Genomic DNA, 16,095 nt, shown 5'->3' on the forward strand with positions numbered 1-16,095 from the left:
CGCGCAAAATATAATTCCGCTATCGGTACGATTGAGGTGGTGCATCGGGGGATTGGGGGATGGCACCGGCGTTGCCGGTGTTCGCGGGCCAGCCCGCTCCTGCAGGGATGCAAAATCCGCTGCGAACCAAGGGGCAGCCCTGGCCATTCACCGCAGCGCTCTCATCGCGCGTGCAAACCCGCCGCGTCAGGCGCCGCTGGCCGCCACCCGCGCATCCCAACCCAACATGGCCGCATGCGCCACGGCCTCCAGCTCCTCGCGCCCCACCTCATCGCGGGCCAGGATCGACATGCCGCTTTGCACCGTTTGCACGAAACGGGCAAGGCTGTGGGCATCGAGGCTCTCGGGCAACTCTCCCTCTGCGATGCCCTGTTCGATCCGCGCCTTCACCCGCATGAATGGCGAATTGCGGAAGTTGCGCACCAACTCACCCAACGCCGGGTAGCCTTCGCTGCCCACTGCAGAGAGGGTGACCATGCAACCTGTGGGCGTGTCCGACAGCGACCCGGTGAGGAACGCCGCCGAGGTCATCAGCCACGACTGTACAGCCGCGCGCGCTGTGGCGGCCTGGGAGAAATCGCTCCAGCCCAGGGCTTTGTAGCTGTCGCAATAATGCTGCAAGGCCTCGGCGTACAGCGCCTCCTTGGAGCCGAACGCGGCGTACAGGCTCGGCGAGCCAATGCCCATCGCCTCGGTGAGGTCGCTCATCGAGGTGGCTTCATAGCCCTTGAGCCAGAAGACCAGCGCCGCCTTGGCCAATGCCGCGTCGCGGTCGAAGGCGCGTGGGCGCCCGCGAGGGCGTGGCCGGGTGCTGCAGGGGAGATCGTCTGAAGTGCGCATGCCGCGATTGTAGGGCCATCGCCGGGCTTGGACAACGCGCAGCGCGATATTTATGTATTGATCGGCACAATATTTATTGACAAGGCGGCATGCGCTCTCCGACTATTTATGTATCGTTCAACACATAAACAGGTGAGTCATGAGTGATCTGATCGGCAAACGCGCCTTGGTAACAGGTGCTTCGCGGGGTATCGGGGCCGCAATCGCGGTCGCCCTGGCGGAGAAGGGCGCGGATGTGGCCATTACCTACGAGCGCTCGGCCGAGAAGGCGGCCGAGGTGGTCGCGCGGGTCGAGGGCCTGGGCCGCAAGGCGGTCGCGATCCAGCTCGACGGCGGCAACCCGGCAGCGGTCAAGCGTGCGGTCGATGCGGCGGCCGATGCGCTGGGCGGGCTGGATATCCTGGTCAACAACGCCGGCGTCGCGCTGTTCGAAGCGATTGCCAACATCAGCGTCGACGACATCGACACGCTGCTCGACATCAACGTGCGTTCCCCTTTGCTTACCGCACAGGCAGCGATTCCTTACCTGAGCGCCGGCAGCCGGGTGATCAACATCGGTTCGGCGGGCGCCGAGCGCATCGTCGGCGACACCGGCACGGTGTACTACATGACCAAGTCGGCGCTGCACTCCTTCACCCGCGGCCTGGCGCGTGAACTGGGCGCGCGGGACATCACCGTGAACCTGGTGCAGCCAGGCTCGACCAACACCGACATGAACCCCAGCGATGGCGAATCCGCCGAGTTCCAGCGCGGCCTGATGCCCCTGGGTCGCTACAACGAGCCGAAGGACGTCGCGGCAGTGGTGGCGTTCCTGGCAAGCCCGGCGGCGCGGCAGGTAACCGGGGCGATCATCAACGTCGACGGTGGCTTGAATACCTGAAGCCTCTGGCATAGGGTACACACATACGAAGCGTATGTAGAGTTTGACATACGCTTCGTATGCCAATATGTTGCTCCTGTCCCCATCCCCTGGCAGTGCTACAGGAGCACCCATGATCGACTCGCTCGCAGGCTACCAATCCCCTTCGATGATCGCTGACCCGGCCACCCGGAAATCGCTGAACAGCTTCATCGCCGACGCGCTCGAAGCGCTGTCCACCCCTGGCTCGAACGTCACCGACTACTTCGCCGACGCAGACGTGGCCATCGCAGGTTCAGGTCTGGACGAGTACTTCATGGGCCGCGATGCCGTACACGACGGCCTGACCTGGGTCGCCACCCTGGGTATCCGCTGGCAGCCGCGCCTCGTCGTGTCGTGGATGCGTGGCGACATTGCCTGGGCGCAGATTCGTATCGACGGCCACAAGCTCGAAGACGACGCCCCGATCGTCGTGCCCTACGTGACCACCGGCGTGTTCCAGCGCACCGGCGACAGCTGGTCGTGGCTGTACTGGGGCGGCGGCGAGCCGCAGCAGACCCCGCGTCTGTAAGCCAGGGTGAATCATGACTGACTTCAGCAAACACCCCGGCTATTCGGCCATGTTCCAGGAAGGGCGGCTGACGCTAGGGTTGTTCTTCGCCATCGAGTCGTACAGCGGCGCCGTGCCGCAGATGGACATCACTCAACAGCTGAAAACCGCGCGCCTGGCCGAAGACCAGGGCTTTGCTGCGTTGTATTTCCGCGATGTGTTTCTCAACGTGCCGTCGTTCGGTGATGTCGGCCATATCCACGACCCCTGGGTGTTCATGGGCTTCGTTGCCGCGCAGACCTCGCGTATCGCCCTGGCCACCGGCAGCATCGTCACCACCCTGCGTCACCCGCTGCATGTGGCCAAGGCCGCTGCGTCGGTCGATCGCCTGTCCGGACAGCGGCTGGTGCTGGGGCTGGCTACCGGTGACCGGCCCAGCGAGTTCGCGGCGTTCAACACCCCGATCGAGCAGCGCCCGGAGCTGTTCCGGGAAGCCTTGGCGGTGATGCGCCAGGCTTGGGGTGAGGACTACCCGAGTATTGCCACGCCAAGGGTGGCGCTGTCGGGTGCGGATACCCTGCCCAAGCCCTTGCTGGGCTCGATCCCGGTGATGGTCACCGGGCACTCGCGCCAATCGCTGGAATGGATCGCCGAGCAGGCCGATGGCTGGCTGTACTACCCGCAGGGCGCGGCGCAGCAAGCCGATACCATCGCCCAGTGGCGCGCGCTGACCCCCTCGTTCAAGCCGTTCGCGCAATCGCTGTACGTGGACCTGGCAGAGGATGCGAACGCGCCGCCGACCCCGATTCAACTGGGCTTCCGCGCTGGGCACAAGTTCCTGCGCGAGTACCTGGAAATGCTCGAAAGCATTGGCGTGAACCATGTAGGGCTGAACCTGAAGTACGCCCGGCGCCCGGCACATGAGATGGTGCAGGAGATCGGCGAGTTCGTGCTGCCGCGCTTCGCTGCCCATTGATTTGCAGTAGCGGCGAACCTGTGGGAGCGGGTTGCAGCCTCCGCGCTTAGGGCTCACTTACCCAGCAGCAACCCCGAAGCCAGCACCTTGAACCCCTCGGTAGCCTTTACCGAAGCATCCTGCGGGTCGTCGGCATGGGCGATCCACAGCGAGGCATTGAGCAGCGCGCCCATCACCATCCGTGCCATGGCCTCGGCATCCACCGCCCGCACCGTGCCTTCATCCATCAGCTTCTGGATGCTGCGCTCGGTGCTGCGCATGCACGCGTTCTGGCTGGCCCAGCGCGAAGAGTCGCCCAGCACGGCGGGGCCGTCGAGCAGCACGATGCGCTGGATCTCCGGCTCCAACGCCATGCGGATATAGGCGATGGACTCCTCGATGAAGCCCTCCCAGGTGCTCGATGCCTGCTCGATCACCACCGCCAGGCGCTGCACCATTTCGCTGTCGATCTGCGCGATCACCGCTTCCAGCAGGCCTTTCTTGCCACCGAAATGGTGATACAGCGCGCCACGGGTCAACCCCGCCTCGGCGGTCAGGTCATCCATCGAGCTGTCGGCGTAGCCCTGGTTGGCGAAGGCTTGCCGGGCCGCTTTGATCAGCTTGGCGCGGGTTTCCACAATCATCTCTGCACGTTTCTGTGCCATTACCCTGATTCCCGAATATGACATACGGAGCGTATGTGAGAATTGACATACGTGGCGTATGTTGTATTTTGAATGGCATACGCGGCGTATGCAAGTTTCCTGGTTGTTCCTGTTACCTGCAGCGCCGTCCGTCCCCCTAGGAGTGTGCACATGTGTGAGCGGACCGGCCTGCCCCCCTTGGGTGCCGACGATAATGCCATTGATGCGCTTGTACAGGCCAAGTCCTTGGTCAGCAGCGGCATCAAGACGCTGGGGTTGATCGTCAACCCCATCGCTGGCATGGGCGGGCGCGTGGGCCTCAAGGGCACCGATGGCGTCGAGGTGCTGGCTGAAGCCAGACGCCGAGGCGCTCGCCCGCTCTCCAACGAGCGCGCCCTGCAAACCCTCCAGTACCTGGCCGCTACCTGTGCGCCTTTGCACCTGGTGACCGCTGCCGGCGAGCTGGGCGAGGACGTGGCCCGCGCTGCGGGTCTCGACCCTCTGGTGGTGTACCGTCCCTGCGCTGATCTCAGCGGCCCGGGTGCCACGCGCAACGCCGCACTGGCCATGGCCCGCGCCGGTGTCGACCTGGTGCTGTTCGCCGGTGGCGACGGCACGGCGCGCGACGTGCTGGCCGTCGTTGCCGACCGCATACCGCTGCTGGGCATTCCCACTGGCGTGAAGATGTACTCCGCGGTGTTCGCCACCACCCCGCGCAACGCCGGGCAACTGCTGGGCGATTTCCTGGCCAGTGCGCCCTCGGTAAGCGTGCGCGAAGCCGAGGTGATGGACATCGACGAAGCCGCCATGCGCGAAGACCGCGTGTCCACCCAGCTGTATGGCTACGCCCGCAGCCTTTACCAACGCCACCGGGTGCAGAACGCCAAGTCCGGCTCGGTGCTGGGCGCCGACGCCGCACTCGATGCTGCCAGCGCGCAAGTCGCCCAGCAGATGCAGCCCGGTTGCCTTTACCTGCTCGGCCCCGGCACCACCACCCGACGGGTGATGAATGCCCTTGGCCTGCCCTCGACGCTGTTGGGGGTGGACGCCGTGCTGGATGGCCAGCGCATCGCCGCCGACCTCGACGAACAAGCCCTGCTGCGCCTGATGGACGGGCGCCCCACGCGCATCGTGGTCGGTGTGCTCGGCGGCCACGGCAGCCTGTTCGGGCGCGGCAACCAGCAGTTCAGCGCCGAAGTCATCCGCCGTGTCGGGCGCGAAGGCATCGTCGTGATCGCTGCCATGGACAAGCTTGTTTCCCTCGACGGCGGCTGCCTGCGCGTCGACACCGGCGATGCCGAGGTCGACGCATTGCTCAGCGGCTACCTGCGAGTGCACACCGGGCCGGACCGCACCACCTTCTTCAAGGTTCGCGCCTGATCCCTTCCACCCCACCCAGGACCCTCCCATGAGAAGTCACGTCGCCCACCCCTACATGGCGAACTCCGTGCCCGCGCTCAAGCAGGAAATGCTCGAGTCGATCGGTGCCACCAGCATCGAGGAGCTGTTCCAGCAGATCCCCCAGGACCACCGCCTGAAGCGCCCGATCAACCTGCCGCCAGCCCTCACCGAAAGCCAGTTGCGCCGGCACCTGGTCGACACCCTGGCGAAGAACGTCACCTGCGAACAGAACCTCAACTTCCTCGGCGCCGGGTGCTGGCAGCACCATGTGCCCGCTGCCTGCGACGAAGTCGTACGGCGCAACGAATGGCTCACCTCGGTGTTCGGCGAGCCCAGCTCCGACCATGGCCGCAACCAGGCCTGGTTCGAGTTCTGCAGCCAGCTCGGCGAGCTGTTGAACATGGACCTGGTCGGCATGCCCGTGCGCAGCTGGGGCAGTGCCGCCGGCCACGCCATTCGCATGGCCGCGCGCCTCACCGAGCGCCGCGAAGTGGCGGTGGTGCGGGCCATCGACCCGGAGCGCCTGTCGGTGATCCGCAACTATTGCGAGCCGACCGAAATGGCCAGCCACATCGCCGTGCGCCTGGTCGACTACGACCCCGGCACCGGCCTGCTCGACCTCGAGCACCTCAAGGCCACCCTCGGCGAGCAGACCGCCGCGGTGTACTTCGAGACGCCCTCCTACTTCGGCGTGATCGAGCAGCAGGGCGCCGAGATCGCCCGCCTGGCCCATGCCGTGGGTGCCCAGGTGATCGTCGGGGTCGACCCGATTTCCCTCGGCGTGCTCGCCGCTCCAGTGGACTACGGCGCCGATATCGTGGTCGGCACCACCCAGCCACTGGGCGTGCACATGAACAGCGGTGGCGGCGTCAGCGGCTTCATCGCCTCGCACGACGACGCACGCTATGCCCACCAGTACCCGACCCTGTTCATCAGCATCAGCGAAACCACCCAGCCTGGCGAATACGGCTTCGGCCTGAGCCTGTTCGAGCAGTCGTCCTATGGCCTGCGCGACAAGGGCAACGATTTCACCGGCCACTCGGTGTACATGTGGGCCATCGCCAATGCCGTGTACATGGCCATGATGGGCCCCCAGGGCTTCGAGGAAGTGGGCGAGGTGATCCTGCAGCGCGCGCACTTCGCAGCCAAGCGGCTGGGTGAGATTCCTGGCGTGCGGGTGACTTTCCCGAACGGCTTCTTCAAGGAGTTCGTGGTGAATTTCGAGGGCACCGGGCACAGCGTCGCGACCCTCAACAAGCGCTTGCTGGCCAAAGGCATCTTCGGCGGCAAGGACCTCTCCACGGACTTCCCCGAGCTCGGCCAAAGCGCTCTGTACTGCGTCACCGAAATCCATACCCAGGCCGATATCGAGCGCCTGGTCGCCGCACTGAACGAGGTAATCGCACAATGAGTACGCCACTGCGGGAATACCACGCGCCGGTCTGGAACGAGCCGGTGATTCTTGAAATGGGCTATCCCGGTCGACGTGGCGTCGTCTTTCCAGAAGTGGAAGAGGCGGTGCACAACGCCAGTGGCGGTCTCGACGAGCTGGTGCCAGCGAGCATGCGCCGCACCCGCAAGCCGGCGCTGCCGGAGCTGTCGGAGCCGGAGGTGCTGTACCACTACCTGCGCCTGTCGCAGCAGACCCTGGGCATGATGAACATCAGCCTGTTCGGCACCTGCACCATGAAGTACAACGCGCAGATCAACGAAGCCATGGCCTGGCGCCCGGAAATGACCCACGTGCACCCCTACCAGGATGAAGACACCCTGCAAGGCACGCTCGAGGTGGTGCACGGCATGGACAGCATCCTGCGCGAGCTGTCGGGCATGGACCAGTTCATCTTCCAGCCCGGTGGCGGTGCCGATGCGGCGTACACCCACTGCGTGGTCACCCGTGGCTACCACGCCGCGAGGGGCGAGCTGGCCCAGCGTGATGAAATCATCACCACCATCCAGACCCATCCCAGCAGCGCGGCGACTGCGGCAGCGGCGGGGTTCAAGGTCATCACCCTGATGATCGAGGAAAACGGCTACCCGTCGCTGGAGTCGCTCAAGGCCGCGGTGTCCGAGCGTACGGCAGCCTTGATGCTGAACAACCCCGACGACATGGGCGTGTACAACCCCGAGATCCGCGAGTGGGTGCGTATCGTCCATGAGGCCGGCGGCCTGTGCTTCTACGACCACGCCAACTTCAACGGCGCGATGACCAAGATCCGCGCCCGCGAGCTGGGTTTCGATGCCTGCATGTTCATGCTGCACAAGACCTTCGGCGCGCCCAAGAGCGGCGTCGGTGGGCCGGCGGTGGGGGCTTATGGCTGCTCGGCCGAGCTGGCGCCGTTCCTGCCCGCGCCGGTGGTGGCCTTCGACGGCCAGCGCTACAGCCTGGACTACGACCGCCCGCACAGCAGCGGCAAGATCCGTGAGTTCTGGGGCAACGTGCCGGTGATCCTCAAGGCCTACGCTTGGGCCCGGGCGATGGGCGCCGAAGGCATGGGCGAGGCCTCGGATATCTCGGTGCTGGCCAACAATTACATGGAGAAGGGCCTGCTGGCGATTCGCGGCGTCACCCGCTCGCACCCCGACGCCACCAGCCCGCGTCTGGAGATGACCCGCTACAGCCTGCAACAGCTCAAGGACGACACGGGTGTCGATGCCCACGATGTGCAGAACCGCATGACCGACTTCGGCATCGACGCCATGTGGAGCAGCCACCACCCCTGGCTGATCCCCGAGCCGTTCACCCCCGAAGCCGGCGAGATGTATGGCAAGGAAGCGCTGGATACCTGGATCGCGGTGCTGGCGCACATTTGCGAGGAGGCCTACAGCAACCCCGAGATCGTCAAGACCGCGCCGCACAACCAGGCCATTCATAGGCTCAAGGGCCGTGACCTGGAAGACCCGGCGCAATGGGCGATGACCTGGCGCGCGTACCAGCGCAAGAAGTAGGCATACGCATCCCCTGTAGGAGCGCTGTGCTTCAGAACACCGCAGTACCTGTGGGAGCGGGTTCACCCGCGAAAAGAACACCGCGGTGCATGGCCAGGGCTTCGCCCTGGTTCGCGGGTAAACCCGCTCCTACAGGTTCAGCGCTGTGCTCAAGAGCGGCGTAACACCCTGACCAGAGCTAACAATCAGCCACTCGCGGGTTCGCTCGCTGCAACCCGCGTACAGGAACTTCCCATGTCTATCTTCGACCAGGGCCTGGCGCCCTTGCCTGTCAACCATATCCCGCTCTCGCCGCTGAGCTTCATCGAGCGTACCGCCAGCGTCTACGGGCACTATCCTGCCGTGATCCACGGCGCTATCCGCCGTAACTGGCAAGACACCTATGCCCGCTGCCGCCGCCTGGCCAGCGTCCTCCATGCCCGTGGCATCGGCAAGGGCGACACGGTCGCGGTGATGCTGCCAAACATCCCGGCCATGCTCGAAGTGCACTTCGGCGTGCCAATGCTCGGCGCAGTGCTCAACACGTTGAACGTACGCCTGGATGCAGCGGCAATTGCCTTCATGCTCGAGCATGGCGAAGCGAAGGTGTTGATCACCGACCGCGAGTTCCACGCGGTGATCCGTGAAGCCTTGAGCCTGTTGGCCAACCCGCCGCTGGTCATCGATGTCGACGACCCGGAATACGGCGAGGGCCAGCCGGTCAGCGAACTGGACTATGAGGCGCTACTGGCCGAAGGCGATCCGGAATTCGCCTGGCAATGGCCGGAAGACGAATGGCAGGCCATCTCGCTCAACTACACCTCCGGCACCACCGGCAACCCGAAAGGCGTGGTCTACCACCACCGCGGGGCCTACCTCAACGCGTTGGGCAACCAGATGACCTGGGCCATGGGCAACCACCCGGTGTACCTGTGGACGCTGCCGATGTTCCACTGCAACGGCTGGTGCTACCCCTGGACCGTCACCGCCCTGGCGGGCACCCATGTGTTCCTGCGCCGGGTCGAGCCGCAGAGGATTCTTGGGTTGATCAACGAACACCGGGTCAGCCACCTGTGTGGCGCACCCATCGTGCTCAATGGCCTGGTCAACGTGCCCGAGGCCGCCAAGCTGGCCATCGACCACCCGGTGGCGGCGATGGTCGCGGGCGCGGCGCCGCCGGCCAAGGTGATCGGCGCGGTGGAGGCGATGGGTATCAAGGTCACCCATGTCTATGGTCTGACCGAAGTCTATGGCCCGGTGACCGTGTGCGCGTGGCACGCCGAGTGGGAAGCACGGCCGTTGGACGAGCGTGCACGGATCAAGGCGCGCCAGGGCGTGCGCTACCCGACCCTGGAAGGGCTGATGGTGGCCGACCCGCAAACCCTGGCGCCGGTAGCTGCCGACGGCGAAAGCATCGGCGAGATCTTCATGCGCGGGAACACGGTGATGAAGGGCTACCTGAAGAACCCGCAAGCCACCCAGGAGGCGTTCGCCGGTGGCTGGTTCCACACCGGCGACCTGGCGGTGCGACACCCGGATGGCTACGTGGAGATTCGCGACCGGCTCAAGGACATCATCATTTCCGGCGGCGAAAACATTTCCACCATCGAGGTGGAGGGCGTGCTCTACCGTCACCCGGCAGTGCTGGAGGCGGCAGTGGTGGCGCGGCCAGATGAGAAATGGGGCGAGACGCCCTGTGCGTTCGTGACTTTGAAGGAGGGCTTTGTGGAGACCGATGCGGCCGAAATCGTGCGCTTCTGCCGTGAGCATCTGGCGGGGTTCAAGCTGCCGAAGACCGTGGTGTTCGGCGAGTTGCCCAAGACTTCGACGGGAAAGATCCAGAAGTACCTGCTGCGTGAGCGGGCGAGAGCACTTTAAGGCTTGCAAGTTTGCGCAAGGGCACTGGTGGATGGCACCGGCTTTGCCGGTATTCGCGGGTAAACCCGCTCCCACAGGTTGGGCGCCATTCTCACGGGCAGCGTCGTACCTGTGGGAGCGAGTTCACTCGCGAACACCGGCGCAGCCGGTGCCATCCACCGCGCAGCTCAGTTACTTCACGTGCTTGTCGAGAAACTCACGAATCACCGGAATGATTTCCTTGGCGTGGGTTTCCAGGGCGAAGTGCCCGGTGTCATAGAAGCGAATGTCCGCCTTCGGAATGTCACGCTTCCAGGCCTCGGCGCCGGCCGGCAGGAAGAACGGGTCGTTCTTGCCCCACACCGCCAGCAGTGGCGGCTGGTACTTGCGGAAGAACGCCTGGAACTCAGGGTACTTCGCCACGTTGTCCGCATAGTCCAGGATCAAGTCGAGCTGGATGTCGGCATTGCCCGGCTGGGTGATGTGCAGCCCTTCCAGGGTATAGCCGTCGGGCGACACCTTGCTCTTGTCCGCCACTCCTTCAAGGTACTGCCACTTGATCGAAGCCGGGGTCGGGAAGTCGCTCAGTGCTTCGCGGTTCTTCTGCGAGGGCTCGCGCCAGTAGGTCTGGATCGGCGCCCAGCCGGCCCCCAGGCCTTCCTCATAAGCGTTGCCGTTCTGCGAAACGATCGCCGTCACCCGGGTAGGGTGCGCGACCGCCAGGCGCCAGCCCACCGGGGCGCCATAGTCGTGGACCATCAGCGCGTACTTGTCGAGCTTGAGCTGCTCGGTGAACTGGCCAATGGTCTTGGCCAGCTGGCTGAAGGTGTAGGGGTATTTGCCGCGCGCGGGCGACTCGGTGAAGCCGAAGGCTGGCAGGTCCGGGGCGATCACGTGGTAGCGGTCTGCAAGGGCCGGGATCACGTCACGGTACATGAACGACGAGGCGGCGAAGCCATGCAGCAGCAGCACGGTCGGCGCCTTCGGGTCGCCTGCCTCGCGGTAGAAGACCTTCACGTCGCCGACCTGCTCATAGCGGTAGCGCACATCCTGCTTGGAAGGTTCAGCGGCTTGGGCATGGGCCGCCAGCAGCGTGGTCGCCAGTCCGGCGGATGCCATCAGTTTTGAGAAAGACATGACAGGACCTCCTGTGTAACTAGTTAAGTGGTGTAAAGAGGTTACTTGCCCCTATGTAACTCGTCAATAGCATTTTTAAGGGTTACATTGCCGATGTACACGCTGGTGGTAAGGCTGCATGAAAGGGGTTACCAGCAGCATCACGGCGCCTACGCCAACCAGCATCCACAGCGCCGACTGGAAATTCCCCGTGCTGTCGCGCAGGTAGCCCACCAGCAATGGCCCGGCCGCGCCGAGCACGTAGCTGATAAGCATCACGAAGGCATTCCAGGCGCTGGCTTCTTCTGGCGTCGAGGCGTTGTCCAGTGGCAGGGTCATGGCCAGGGTGAACGCGCCGCCCGTGCCGAACGCGGCGATGGGCACGATGAGCAAGGGCATGCTGTTCGGCGAAACGGCCATCGCCAGGCTGCCGAGCAGGGCGATGGACGAGCTTGCAGCCAGTGGCAGGCGGCGGTCGTCGCTGCGGCTGAGGAAGCCGAAGACCGGGTTTGCCACCATGAAGCCCAGGGTGTAGCTGGCCAGTATCAAGCCAGCCGAGGCAGTGCTCTCGCCCAACTCGCTGTACAGCGGTGCCAGCCAGGCGATCAGCGCGTAGAACACTACGGTGTTGCAGGCGAAGAACAGCGCGATCAACCAGGCGGTGGCATTGCTCCAAGGCATGCTCGGCATGGGCGTGTTGCCCGCGGCCGGGCGGTTTCCCAGGCTACGACGCTCGACCAGCAGCCAGGCCAGCGCTGCCAGCAGCACCGGCAGCACCCAGGCGCCGCTGGCCCAGCGCCAGCCCTGCAACACTTGCTCGAGCAGCCCGGTGCTGGCGGCTGCGACCGTGCTGCCCATGCCGATGGCCGTGGCGTAGATGCCCATGAACAAGGCCAGTCGTCCCGGTGCGCGGGCCTTCACGTAGCTGGAGAACAAGGTACCGGCGATGGCGATGCCTGCGCCCACGCCAGCGGTGGCGGCGAACAATTGGCCAGCGGAGCTTGCGAAGGTGCGCAGGGCAATGGCGCAGCCCAGCACCAGCAAGGCCGCCAGGATCACCCGGTCGCGCCCGTAACGGTGCGCCAGCCAGGGCGCGGGCAATGCCAGCAGGCCCATCAGCAACGTGGGGATGACGGTCAGCAGGGCGGCTTCGGTATGGCTCAGGCCCAGTTCGAGAATGATCGCAGGCAGCAACGGCCCCACCGAGACGATGCCTGGACGAAACGTAGTGGCGATGAGCACGATGCAAGCCACCAGCACCAGCGTCGACGGTGCATGGGGCTTGGCAGGTAAGGAGTCGGCGGACATGGCGAAGGCTTCCGGTCGTTTGATGATGGACTGCGCGGCTGAACGGGGCGTTCAGCCGCGTCGAGGTCAGGCCGAGTACGTGGGGTAGTCGGTCAGGCCTTTTTCGGCACCGCCGTACACCGTGGCCGGGTCGAGCGGGTTGAGCGGCCAGCCGTTGGCGATACGCGCCGGCAGGTCAGGGTTGGCGATGAACGGGCGACCGAACGCCACCAGGTCCGCCAGCCCCGACTCGATCAGGCGCGCCCCCCGCTCGGCGGTGTAGCGCCCGGCGTAGAGAATGCGCCCGCTGAACGCGGCGCGTACGTCGCGGCGGAAGGCTTCGGGCAGGTCGGGCGCGTTGTCCCAGTCGGCTTCGGCGATCGACACGTAGGCAACGCCAGCGGCCTCCAGCACCTTGACCGCCTCGACGTAGGTGGTGTGCGGGTCTTCCTCGACCAGGCCGATGTACACGCGGTCCTGGTCGGTGCTGGTGAACAGCGGGGTGAAGCGCACGCCCAGGCGTTCGCCACCCACTACCGCGCTCACCGCCTCGACGATTTCCCGCAGGAAGCGCAGGCGGTTTTCCAGCGAGCCGCCGTACTGGTCGGTGCGCTGGTTGGCGTGGGCCGAGATGAACTGGTTGACCAGGTAGCCGTTGGCCGAATGGATTTCCACGCCGTCGAAGCCGGCATCGATGGCATTGCGTGCGGCCTGTGCGTACTGCTGCACCAGCTCGCCGATCTCGGCCACTTCCAGTGCCCGCGGCACCGGTGGCTGCACCAGCTCGCCCGTGCCTGGGCCGGTCTGGATGAAGGCCTTGACCTTCTGCGCCTGGATCGCCGAAGGCGCTACCGGGGCGGCGCCGCCGGGTTGCAGGTCGTTGTGCGAAACCCGGCCCACGTGCCACAGCTGGGCGAAGATCACCCCGCCTTCGGCATGCACGGCGTCGGTGACTTTGCGCCAGCCTTCGATCTGCTCGGGGGTGTAGATGCCCGGGGTCCAGGCATAGCCTTGGCCGCGTGGCTCGATCTGGGCGCCCTCGGTGACCATGAAGCCGGCACTGGCGCGCTGGCGGTAGTAGGTGGCCATCAGGTCGGTGGCGATATCGCCGGGCTGGGCCGCGCGCTGGCGGGTCAATGGCGGCAGCACGATGCGGTTCTTCAGGGTGATGTGGCCCATCTCGAGGGGGGTGAACAATGCGCTGTGGTTCATGGCTCTAATCCTGTCGTTCAGGCGCACGGAGGCGTGCGTGAAGGCGCGAACGCCCACGGGCTCCAGTGCGAAAAATCAGGGGTGCTGGAAGGGCGGCCTCCCGCGGGGAGAGGCCGCACCGGCTTACTTCTTGATCAGCACGGTCTTGGGGTTGGTGAACAGCAGGCGGCCTTCGTGGCCGTGCTCGGTGCCCAGGCCCGACTGCTTGTGGCCACCGAACGGCACGTCGATGCCCTGGGTGTGGATCTCGTTGACCCAGACCATGCCGGTCTCCAGGCGGTTGGCCACGGCCACGGCAGCCTTGGTATCGCGACCCCAGACCGAGCCACCAAGGCCGAATGGGCTGTCGTTGGCGCGGGCGACCACGTCGTCGACATCGTCGTAGGCGATGATCGGCACGATCGGGCCGAACTGCTCCTGCTGCACGATCATCGACTGCTCTGGCGGGTTGTCCACCACGGTCACCGGGATGAAGTAGCCAGGACGGCTTTCGTCCACTTCGCCACCGAGCACCACCTTGTAGCCATTGGCCTTGATGTCATCGAGGAAGGTGCGCACCTTGTCGAACTGCATCTTGTTCTGCACCGGGCCCACGGTCACTTCAGGGTCCAGGCCGTTGCCCATCTTCTGCTGTTTGGCGTAGTCGACGAAGGCCTCGACGAACTCGGCGCGGTAGCTGCTGTGCACGTACAGGCGCTTGATGCCAACGCACCATTGGCCGGAGTTGCCCACCGCGCCCCAGTACAGCTGCGGGATGATGGCTTTGAAATCGGCGTCCGGCAGCACGATGGCCGCGTCGTTACCGCCCATCTCCATGGTCAGGCGCTTCATGGTGCCGGCCGCCGAGCGAATCACGTGCTTGCCGGTCTCGGTGGAGCCGGTGAAGCTGATCTTGGCGATGTCGGCGTGGGCGGTCATCTGTGGGCCCAGCTCGTTGCCGCCGGACACGACCGACAGCACGCCTGGCGGCAACACGGCCTGGGCGATCTGGCCGAAGCGCAGGGTGGTCAGCGGGGTGAACGGCGAAGGCTTGATGACCATGGTGTTGCCGGTGATCAGGGCCGGGGCCACTTTCCACAGCGCCAGCAGCACCGGGAAGTTCCACGGGGTGATCGCGCCGATCACGCCCAGCGGGGTGTGGTGCAGCTCGACCACATGGCTGTCGTTGTCCTCGACGATTTCCACCGGGATGCGGCGGGTGGCGATCTGGCGGATCCACGAGATGGCCTGGTCGACTTCAGGCTCGGCCATGGTCTTGAGCGGCTTGCCTTGCTCCAGGGTCAGCAATTGCGACAGCTCGTCACGGTGTGCTTGCAGGGCATCGGCGTAGGCGTTCAGGTAGACCTGGCGCTGGTCGTAGCTCAGTGCGGACCAGGTCTTGAAGGCGCTTTTCGCGCTGGCGATGGCGGTTTCCAGTTGCTCGGGCGAACCCGATGGCGCCTGGGCCAACACCTGGCCGGTGGCCGGGTTGAACACGTCGAAGTGCTCGGCGGTGGACACCAGGTCACCGGCGATGGACAGGTAGTAAGGGCCGGCGAAGACGCTGGCTGAGTAGGTGTAGCCTTTGGAAGTGGTCATTTTGCTAACTCCTTGAGTTAAATGGGAAAAGCCTGTTCGAAAAGGTTGATGAAGCTTTTTTCGGGCAACACGAAGCCCGTCATCCTGAAAAGGGCGACTGTGCAGACGTGCAGGTTGGTACTACGGCGCGACGGGCCTGGGCTTATCGATTCCCCGTGGCCCGTCGTTGACCCCTGTGGATCAGGCGATCAGGGCCAGCAAGGCCTTGGCGGCAGCCTCGGAACTACCCGGGTTCTGCCCGGTGACCAAGCGCCCATCGGTGATGACGAACGAACCCCAGTCCGGGCCTTTCTCAAACTGAGCACCGAGCGCTTGCAGCTCGTCCTCGACCAGGAAGGGCACGACCTGGGTCAGCTGGACGGCTTCTTCTTCGCTGTTGGTGAAGCCGGTCACGCGGCGGCCTTTGACCAATGGCTGGCCATCGGCGCCTTTGACGTGGCGCAGTACGCCAGGGGCATGGCAGACGAAGCCGATGGGCTTGCCGGCGCGCTCGAAGGCCTCGATCAGGGCGATGGACGTGCTCGACTCGGCCAGGTCCCACAGCGGACCGTGGCCGCCTGGGTAGAACACAGCGTCAAAGTCGCTGGCGCTCACATCGCTCAGCTTCACGGTATTGGCCAGGGCCTTCTGCGCCTCGGCATCAGCGCTGAAGCGGCGGGTGTCGTCGGTCTGGAAATCCGGCGAGTCGCTTTTCGGGTCCAGCGGCGGTTGACCGCCGGCGGGCGAGGCCAGGGTCAGCGCGGCACCGGCGTCCTTGAACGCGTAGTAGGGGGCGGCGAGCTCTTCGAGCCAGAAGCCGGTCTTCAGGCCGGTGTCGCCCAGTTGGTCATGGGAGGTCAGCACAATCAGGACTTTCATTTCGATTTCC

14 protein-coding genes are annotated in these 16,095 nt (G+C 65.1%); 7 read left to right on the forward strand and 7 right to left on the reverse strand.

The features are described from left to right. Window positions 1–186: 186 nt before the first annotated feature. Window positions 187–840 carry a TetR/AcrR family transcriptional regulator gene (locus tag RAC97_RS09335; protein ID WP_377748428.1) on the reverse strand — a complete coding sequence of 218 codons (654 nt, stop codon included), beginning with the start codon at window positions 838–840 and terminating at the stop codon, window positions 187–189. A gap of 139 nt (window positions 841–979) precedes the next feature. Between RAC97_RS09335 and RAC97_RS09340 the strand changes: the two genes are divergently transcribed. The 3 genes from RAC97_RS09340 to RAC97_RS09350 all read left to right on the forward strand — a co-directional run bounded on the left by RAC97_RS09340 (window position 980) and on the right by RAC97_RS09350 (window position 3,225). Then, entirely contained in the window at window positions 980–1,720 is a 741-nt protein-coding gene (locus tag RAC97_RS09340) for an SDR family NAD(P)-dependent oxidoreductase (RefSeq protein WP_377748427.1), read from the forward strand. A 112-nt stretch (window positions 1,721–1,832) separates the two neighbouring features. Further along, window positions 1,833–2,270 (forward strand): nuclear transport factor 2 family protein, encoded by a 438-nt coding sequence (locus tag RAC97_RS09345; RefSeq protein ID WP_377748425.1) that lies wholly within the window; start codon window positions 1,833–1,835, stop codon window positions 2,268–2,270. Window positions 2,271–2,283: 13 nt separating this feature from the next. Next, entirely contained in the window at window positions 2,284–3,225 is a 942-nt protein-coding gene (locus RAC97_RS09350) for an LLM class oxidoreductase (RefSeq protein ID WP_377748423.1), read from the forward strand. 53 nt (window positions 3,226–3,278) lie between these two features. Here RAC97_RS09350 and RAC97_RS09355 read toward each other — a convergent pair whose 3' ends face one another. After that, window positions 3,279–3,869 carry a TetR/AcrR family transcriptional regulator gene (locus tag RAC97_RS09355; protein ID WP_377748422.1) on the reverse strand — a complete coding sequence of 197 codons (591 nt, stop codon included), beginning with the start codon at window positions 3,867–3,869 and terminating at the stop codon, window positions 3,279–3,281. A 150-nt stretch (window positions 3,870–4,019) separates the two neighbouring features. Here RAC97_RS09355 and RAC97_RS09360 point away from each other — a divergent pair, with 150 nt between their 5' ends. The 4 genes from RAC97_RS09360 to RAC97_RS09375 all read left to right on the forward strand — a co-directional run bounded on the left by RAC97_RS09360 (window position 4,020) and on the right by RAC97_RS09375 (window position 10,055). After that, complete coding sequence (locus tag RAC97_RS09360; RefSeq protein WP_379671409.1) at window positions 4,020–5,228, forward strand: ATP-NAD kinase family protein; 1,209 nt, start codon at window positions 4,020–4,022, stop codon at window positions 5,226–5,228. A gap of 28 nt (window positions 5,229–5,256) precedes the next feature. Next, on the forward strand, window positions 5,257–6,660 hold the full coding sequence (gene gcvPA, locus RAC97_RS09365) for an aminomethyl-transferring glycine dehydrogenase subunit GcvPA (protein WP_379671410.1): 1,404 nt from the start codon (window positions 5,257–5,259) through the stop codon (window positions 6,658–6,660). Further along, window positions 6,657–8,198 (forward strand): aminomethyl-transferring glycine dehydrogenase subunit GcvPB, encoded by a 1,542-nt coding sequence (gene gcvPB / locus RAC97_RS09370; RefSeq protein WP_379671411.1) that lies wholly within the window; start codon window positions 6,657–6,659, stop codon window positions 8,196–8,198. The genes gcvPA and gcvPB overlap by 4 nt, the downstream gene beginning before the upstream one ends. Before the next feature lie 234 nt (window positions 8,199–8,432). Continuing rightward, window positions 8,433–10,055: an acyl-CoA synthetase gene (locus RAC97_RS09375; protein ID WP_379671412.1), complete on the forward strand. Its 1,623-nt coding sequence runs from the start codon at window positions 8,433–8,435 to the stop codon at window positions 10,053–10,055. Between the two features lie 171 nt (window positions 10,056–10,226). Here the strand turns inward: RAC97_RS09375 and RAC97_RS09380 are convergent, their stop codons facing one another. From RAC97_RS09380 to RAC97_RS09400, 5 genes are all read right to left on the reverse strand, one after another. Next, window positions 10,227–11,171, reverse strand: a complete 945-nt coding sequence (locus RAC97_RS09380) for an alpha/beta fold hydrolase (RefSeq protein ID WP_379671413.1) — start codon at window positions 11,169–11,171, stop codon at window positions 10,227–10,229. Window positions 11,172–11,246: 75 nt separating this feature from the next. Next, a complete protein-coding gene (locus tag RAC97_RS09385) occupies window positions 11,247–12,458 on the reverse strand; it encodes a CynX/NimT family MFS transporter (protein WP_379671414.1) in 1,212 nt (403 codons plus the stop codon). A gap of 66 nt (window positions 12,459–12,524) precedes the next feature. Beyond that, a complete protein-coding gene (locus RAC97_RS09390) occupies window positions 12,525–13,649 on the reverse strand; it encodes an alkene reductase (RefSeq protein WP_379671415.1) in 1,125 nt (374 codons plus the stop codon). A 123-nt stretch (window positions 13,650–13,772) separates the two neighbouring features. Continuing rightward, window positions 13,773–15,227, reverse strand: coding sequence for an aldehyde dehydrogenase family protein (locus tag RAC97_RS09395; RefSeq protein ID WP_379671416.1), 1,455 nt, complete (start codon window positions 15,225–15,227; stop codon window positions 13,773–13,775). 180 nt (window positions 15,228–15,407) lie between these two features. Next, window positions 15,408–16,085, reverse strand: coding sequence for a type 1 glutamine amidotransferase domain-containing protein (locus tag RAC97_RS09400; RefSeq protein ID WP_379671417.1), 678 nt, complete (start codon window positions 16,083–16,085; stop codon window positions 15,408–15,410). Between the last annotated feature and the right edge of the window lie 10 nt (window positions 16,086–16,095).

This window comes from Pseudomonas sp. LS_2, assembly GCF_042709235.1.
GTDB lineage: Bacteria > Pseudomonadota > Gammaproteobacteria > Pseudomonadales > Pseudomonadaceae > Aquipseudomonas.

Coding starts and splice junctions, on each gene's coding strand:
- RAC97_RS09335 (WP_377748428.1), bottom strand. CDS start 840: ATGCGCACTTCAGACGATCTCCCCTGCAGCACCCGGCCACGCCCTCGC.
- RAC97_RS09340 (WP_377748427.1), top strand. CDS start 980: ATGAGTGATCTGATCGGCAAACGCGCCTTGGTAACAGGTGCTTCGCGG.
- RAC97_RS09345 (WP_377748425.1), top strand. CDS start 1,833: ATGATCGACTCGCTCGCAGGCTACCAATCCCCTTCGATGATCGCTGAC.
- RAC97_RS09350 (WP_377748423.1), top strand. CDS start 2,284: ATGACTGACTTCAGCAAACACCCCGGCTATTCGGCCATGTTCCAGGAA.
- RAC97_RS09355 (WP_377748422.1), bottom strand. CDS start 3,869: ATGGCACAGAAACGTGCAGAGATGATTGTGGAAACCCGCGCCAAGCTG.
- RAC97_RS09360 (WP_379671409.1), top strand. CDS start 4,020: ATGTGTGAGCGGACCGGCCTGCCCCCCTTGGGTGCCGACGATAATGCC.
- gcvPA (WP_379671410.1), top strand. CDS start 5,257: ATGAGAAGTCACGTCGCCCACCCCTACATGGCGAACTCCGTGCCCGCG.
- gcvPB (WP_379671411.1), top strand. CDS start 6,657: ATGAGTACGCCACTGCGGGAATACCACGCGCCGGTCTGGAACGAGCCG.
- RAC97_RS09375 (WP_379671412.1), top strand. CDS start 8,433: ATGTCTATCTTCGACCAGGGCCTGGCGCCCTTGCCTGTCAACCATATC.
- RAC97_RS09380 (WP_379671413.1), bottom strand. CDS start 11,171: ATGTCTTTCTCAAAACTGATGGCATCCGCCGGACTGGCGACCACGCTG.
- RAC97_RS09385 (WP_379671414.1), bottom strand. CDS start 12,458: ATGTCCGCCGACTCCTTACCTGCCAAGCCCCATGCACCGTCGACGCTG.
- RAC97_RS09390 (WP_379671415.1), bottom strand. CDS start 13,649: ATGAACCACAGCGCATTGTTCACCCCCCTCGAGATGGGCCACATCACC.
- RAC97_RS09395 (WP_379671416.1), bottom strand. CDS start 15,227: ATGACCACTTCCAAAGGCTACACCTACTCAGCCAGCGTCTTCGCCGGC.
- RAC97_RS09400 (WP_379671417.1), bottom strand. CDS start 16,085: ATGAAAGTCCTGATTGTGCTGACCTCCCATGACCAACTGGGCGACACC.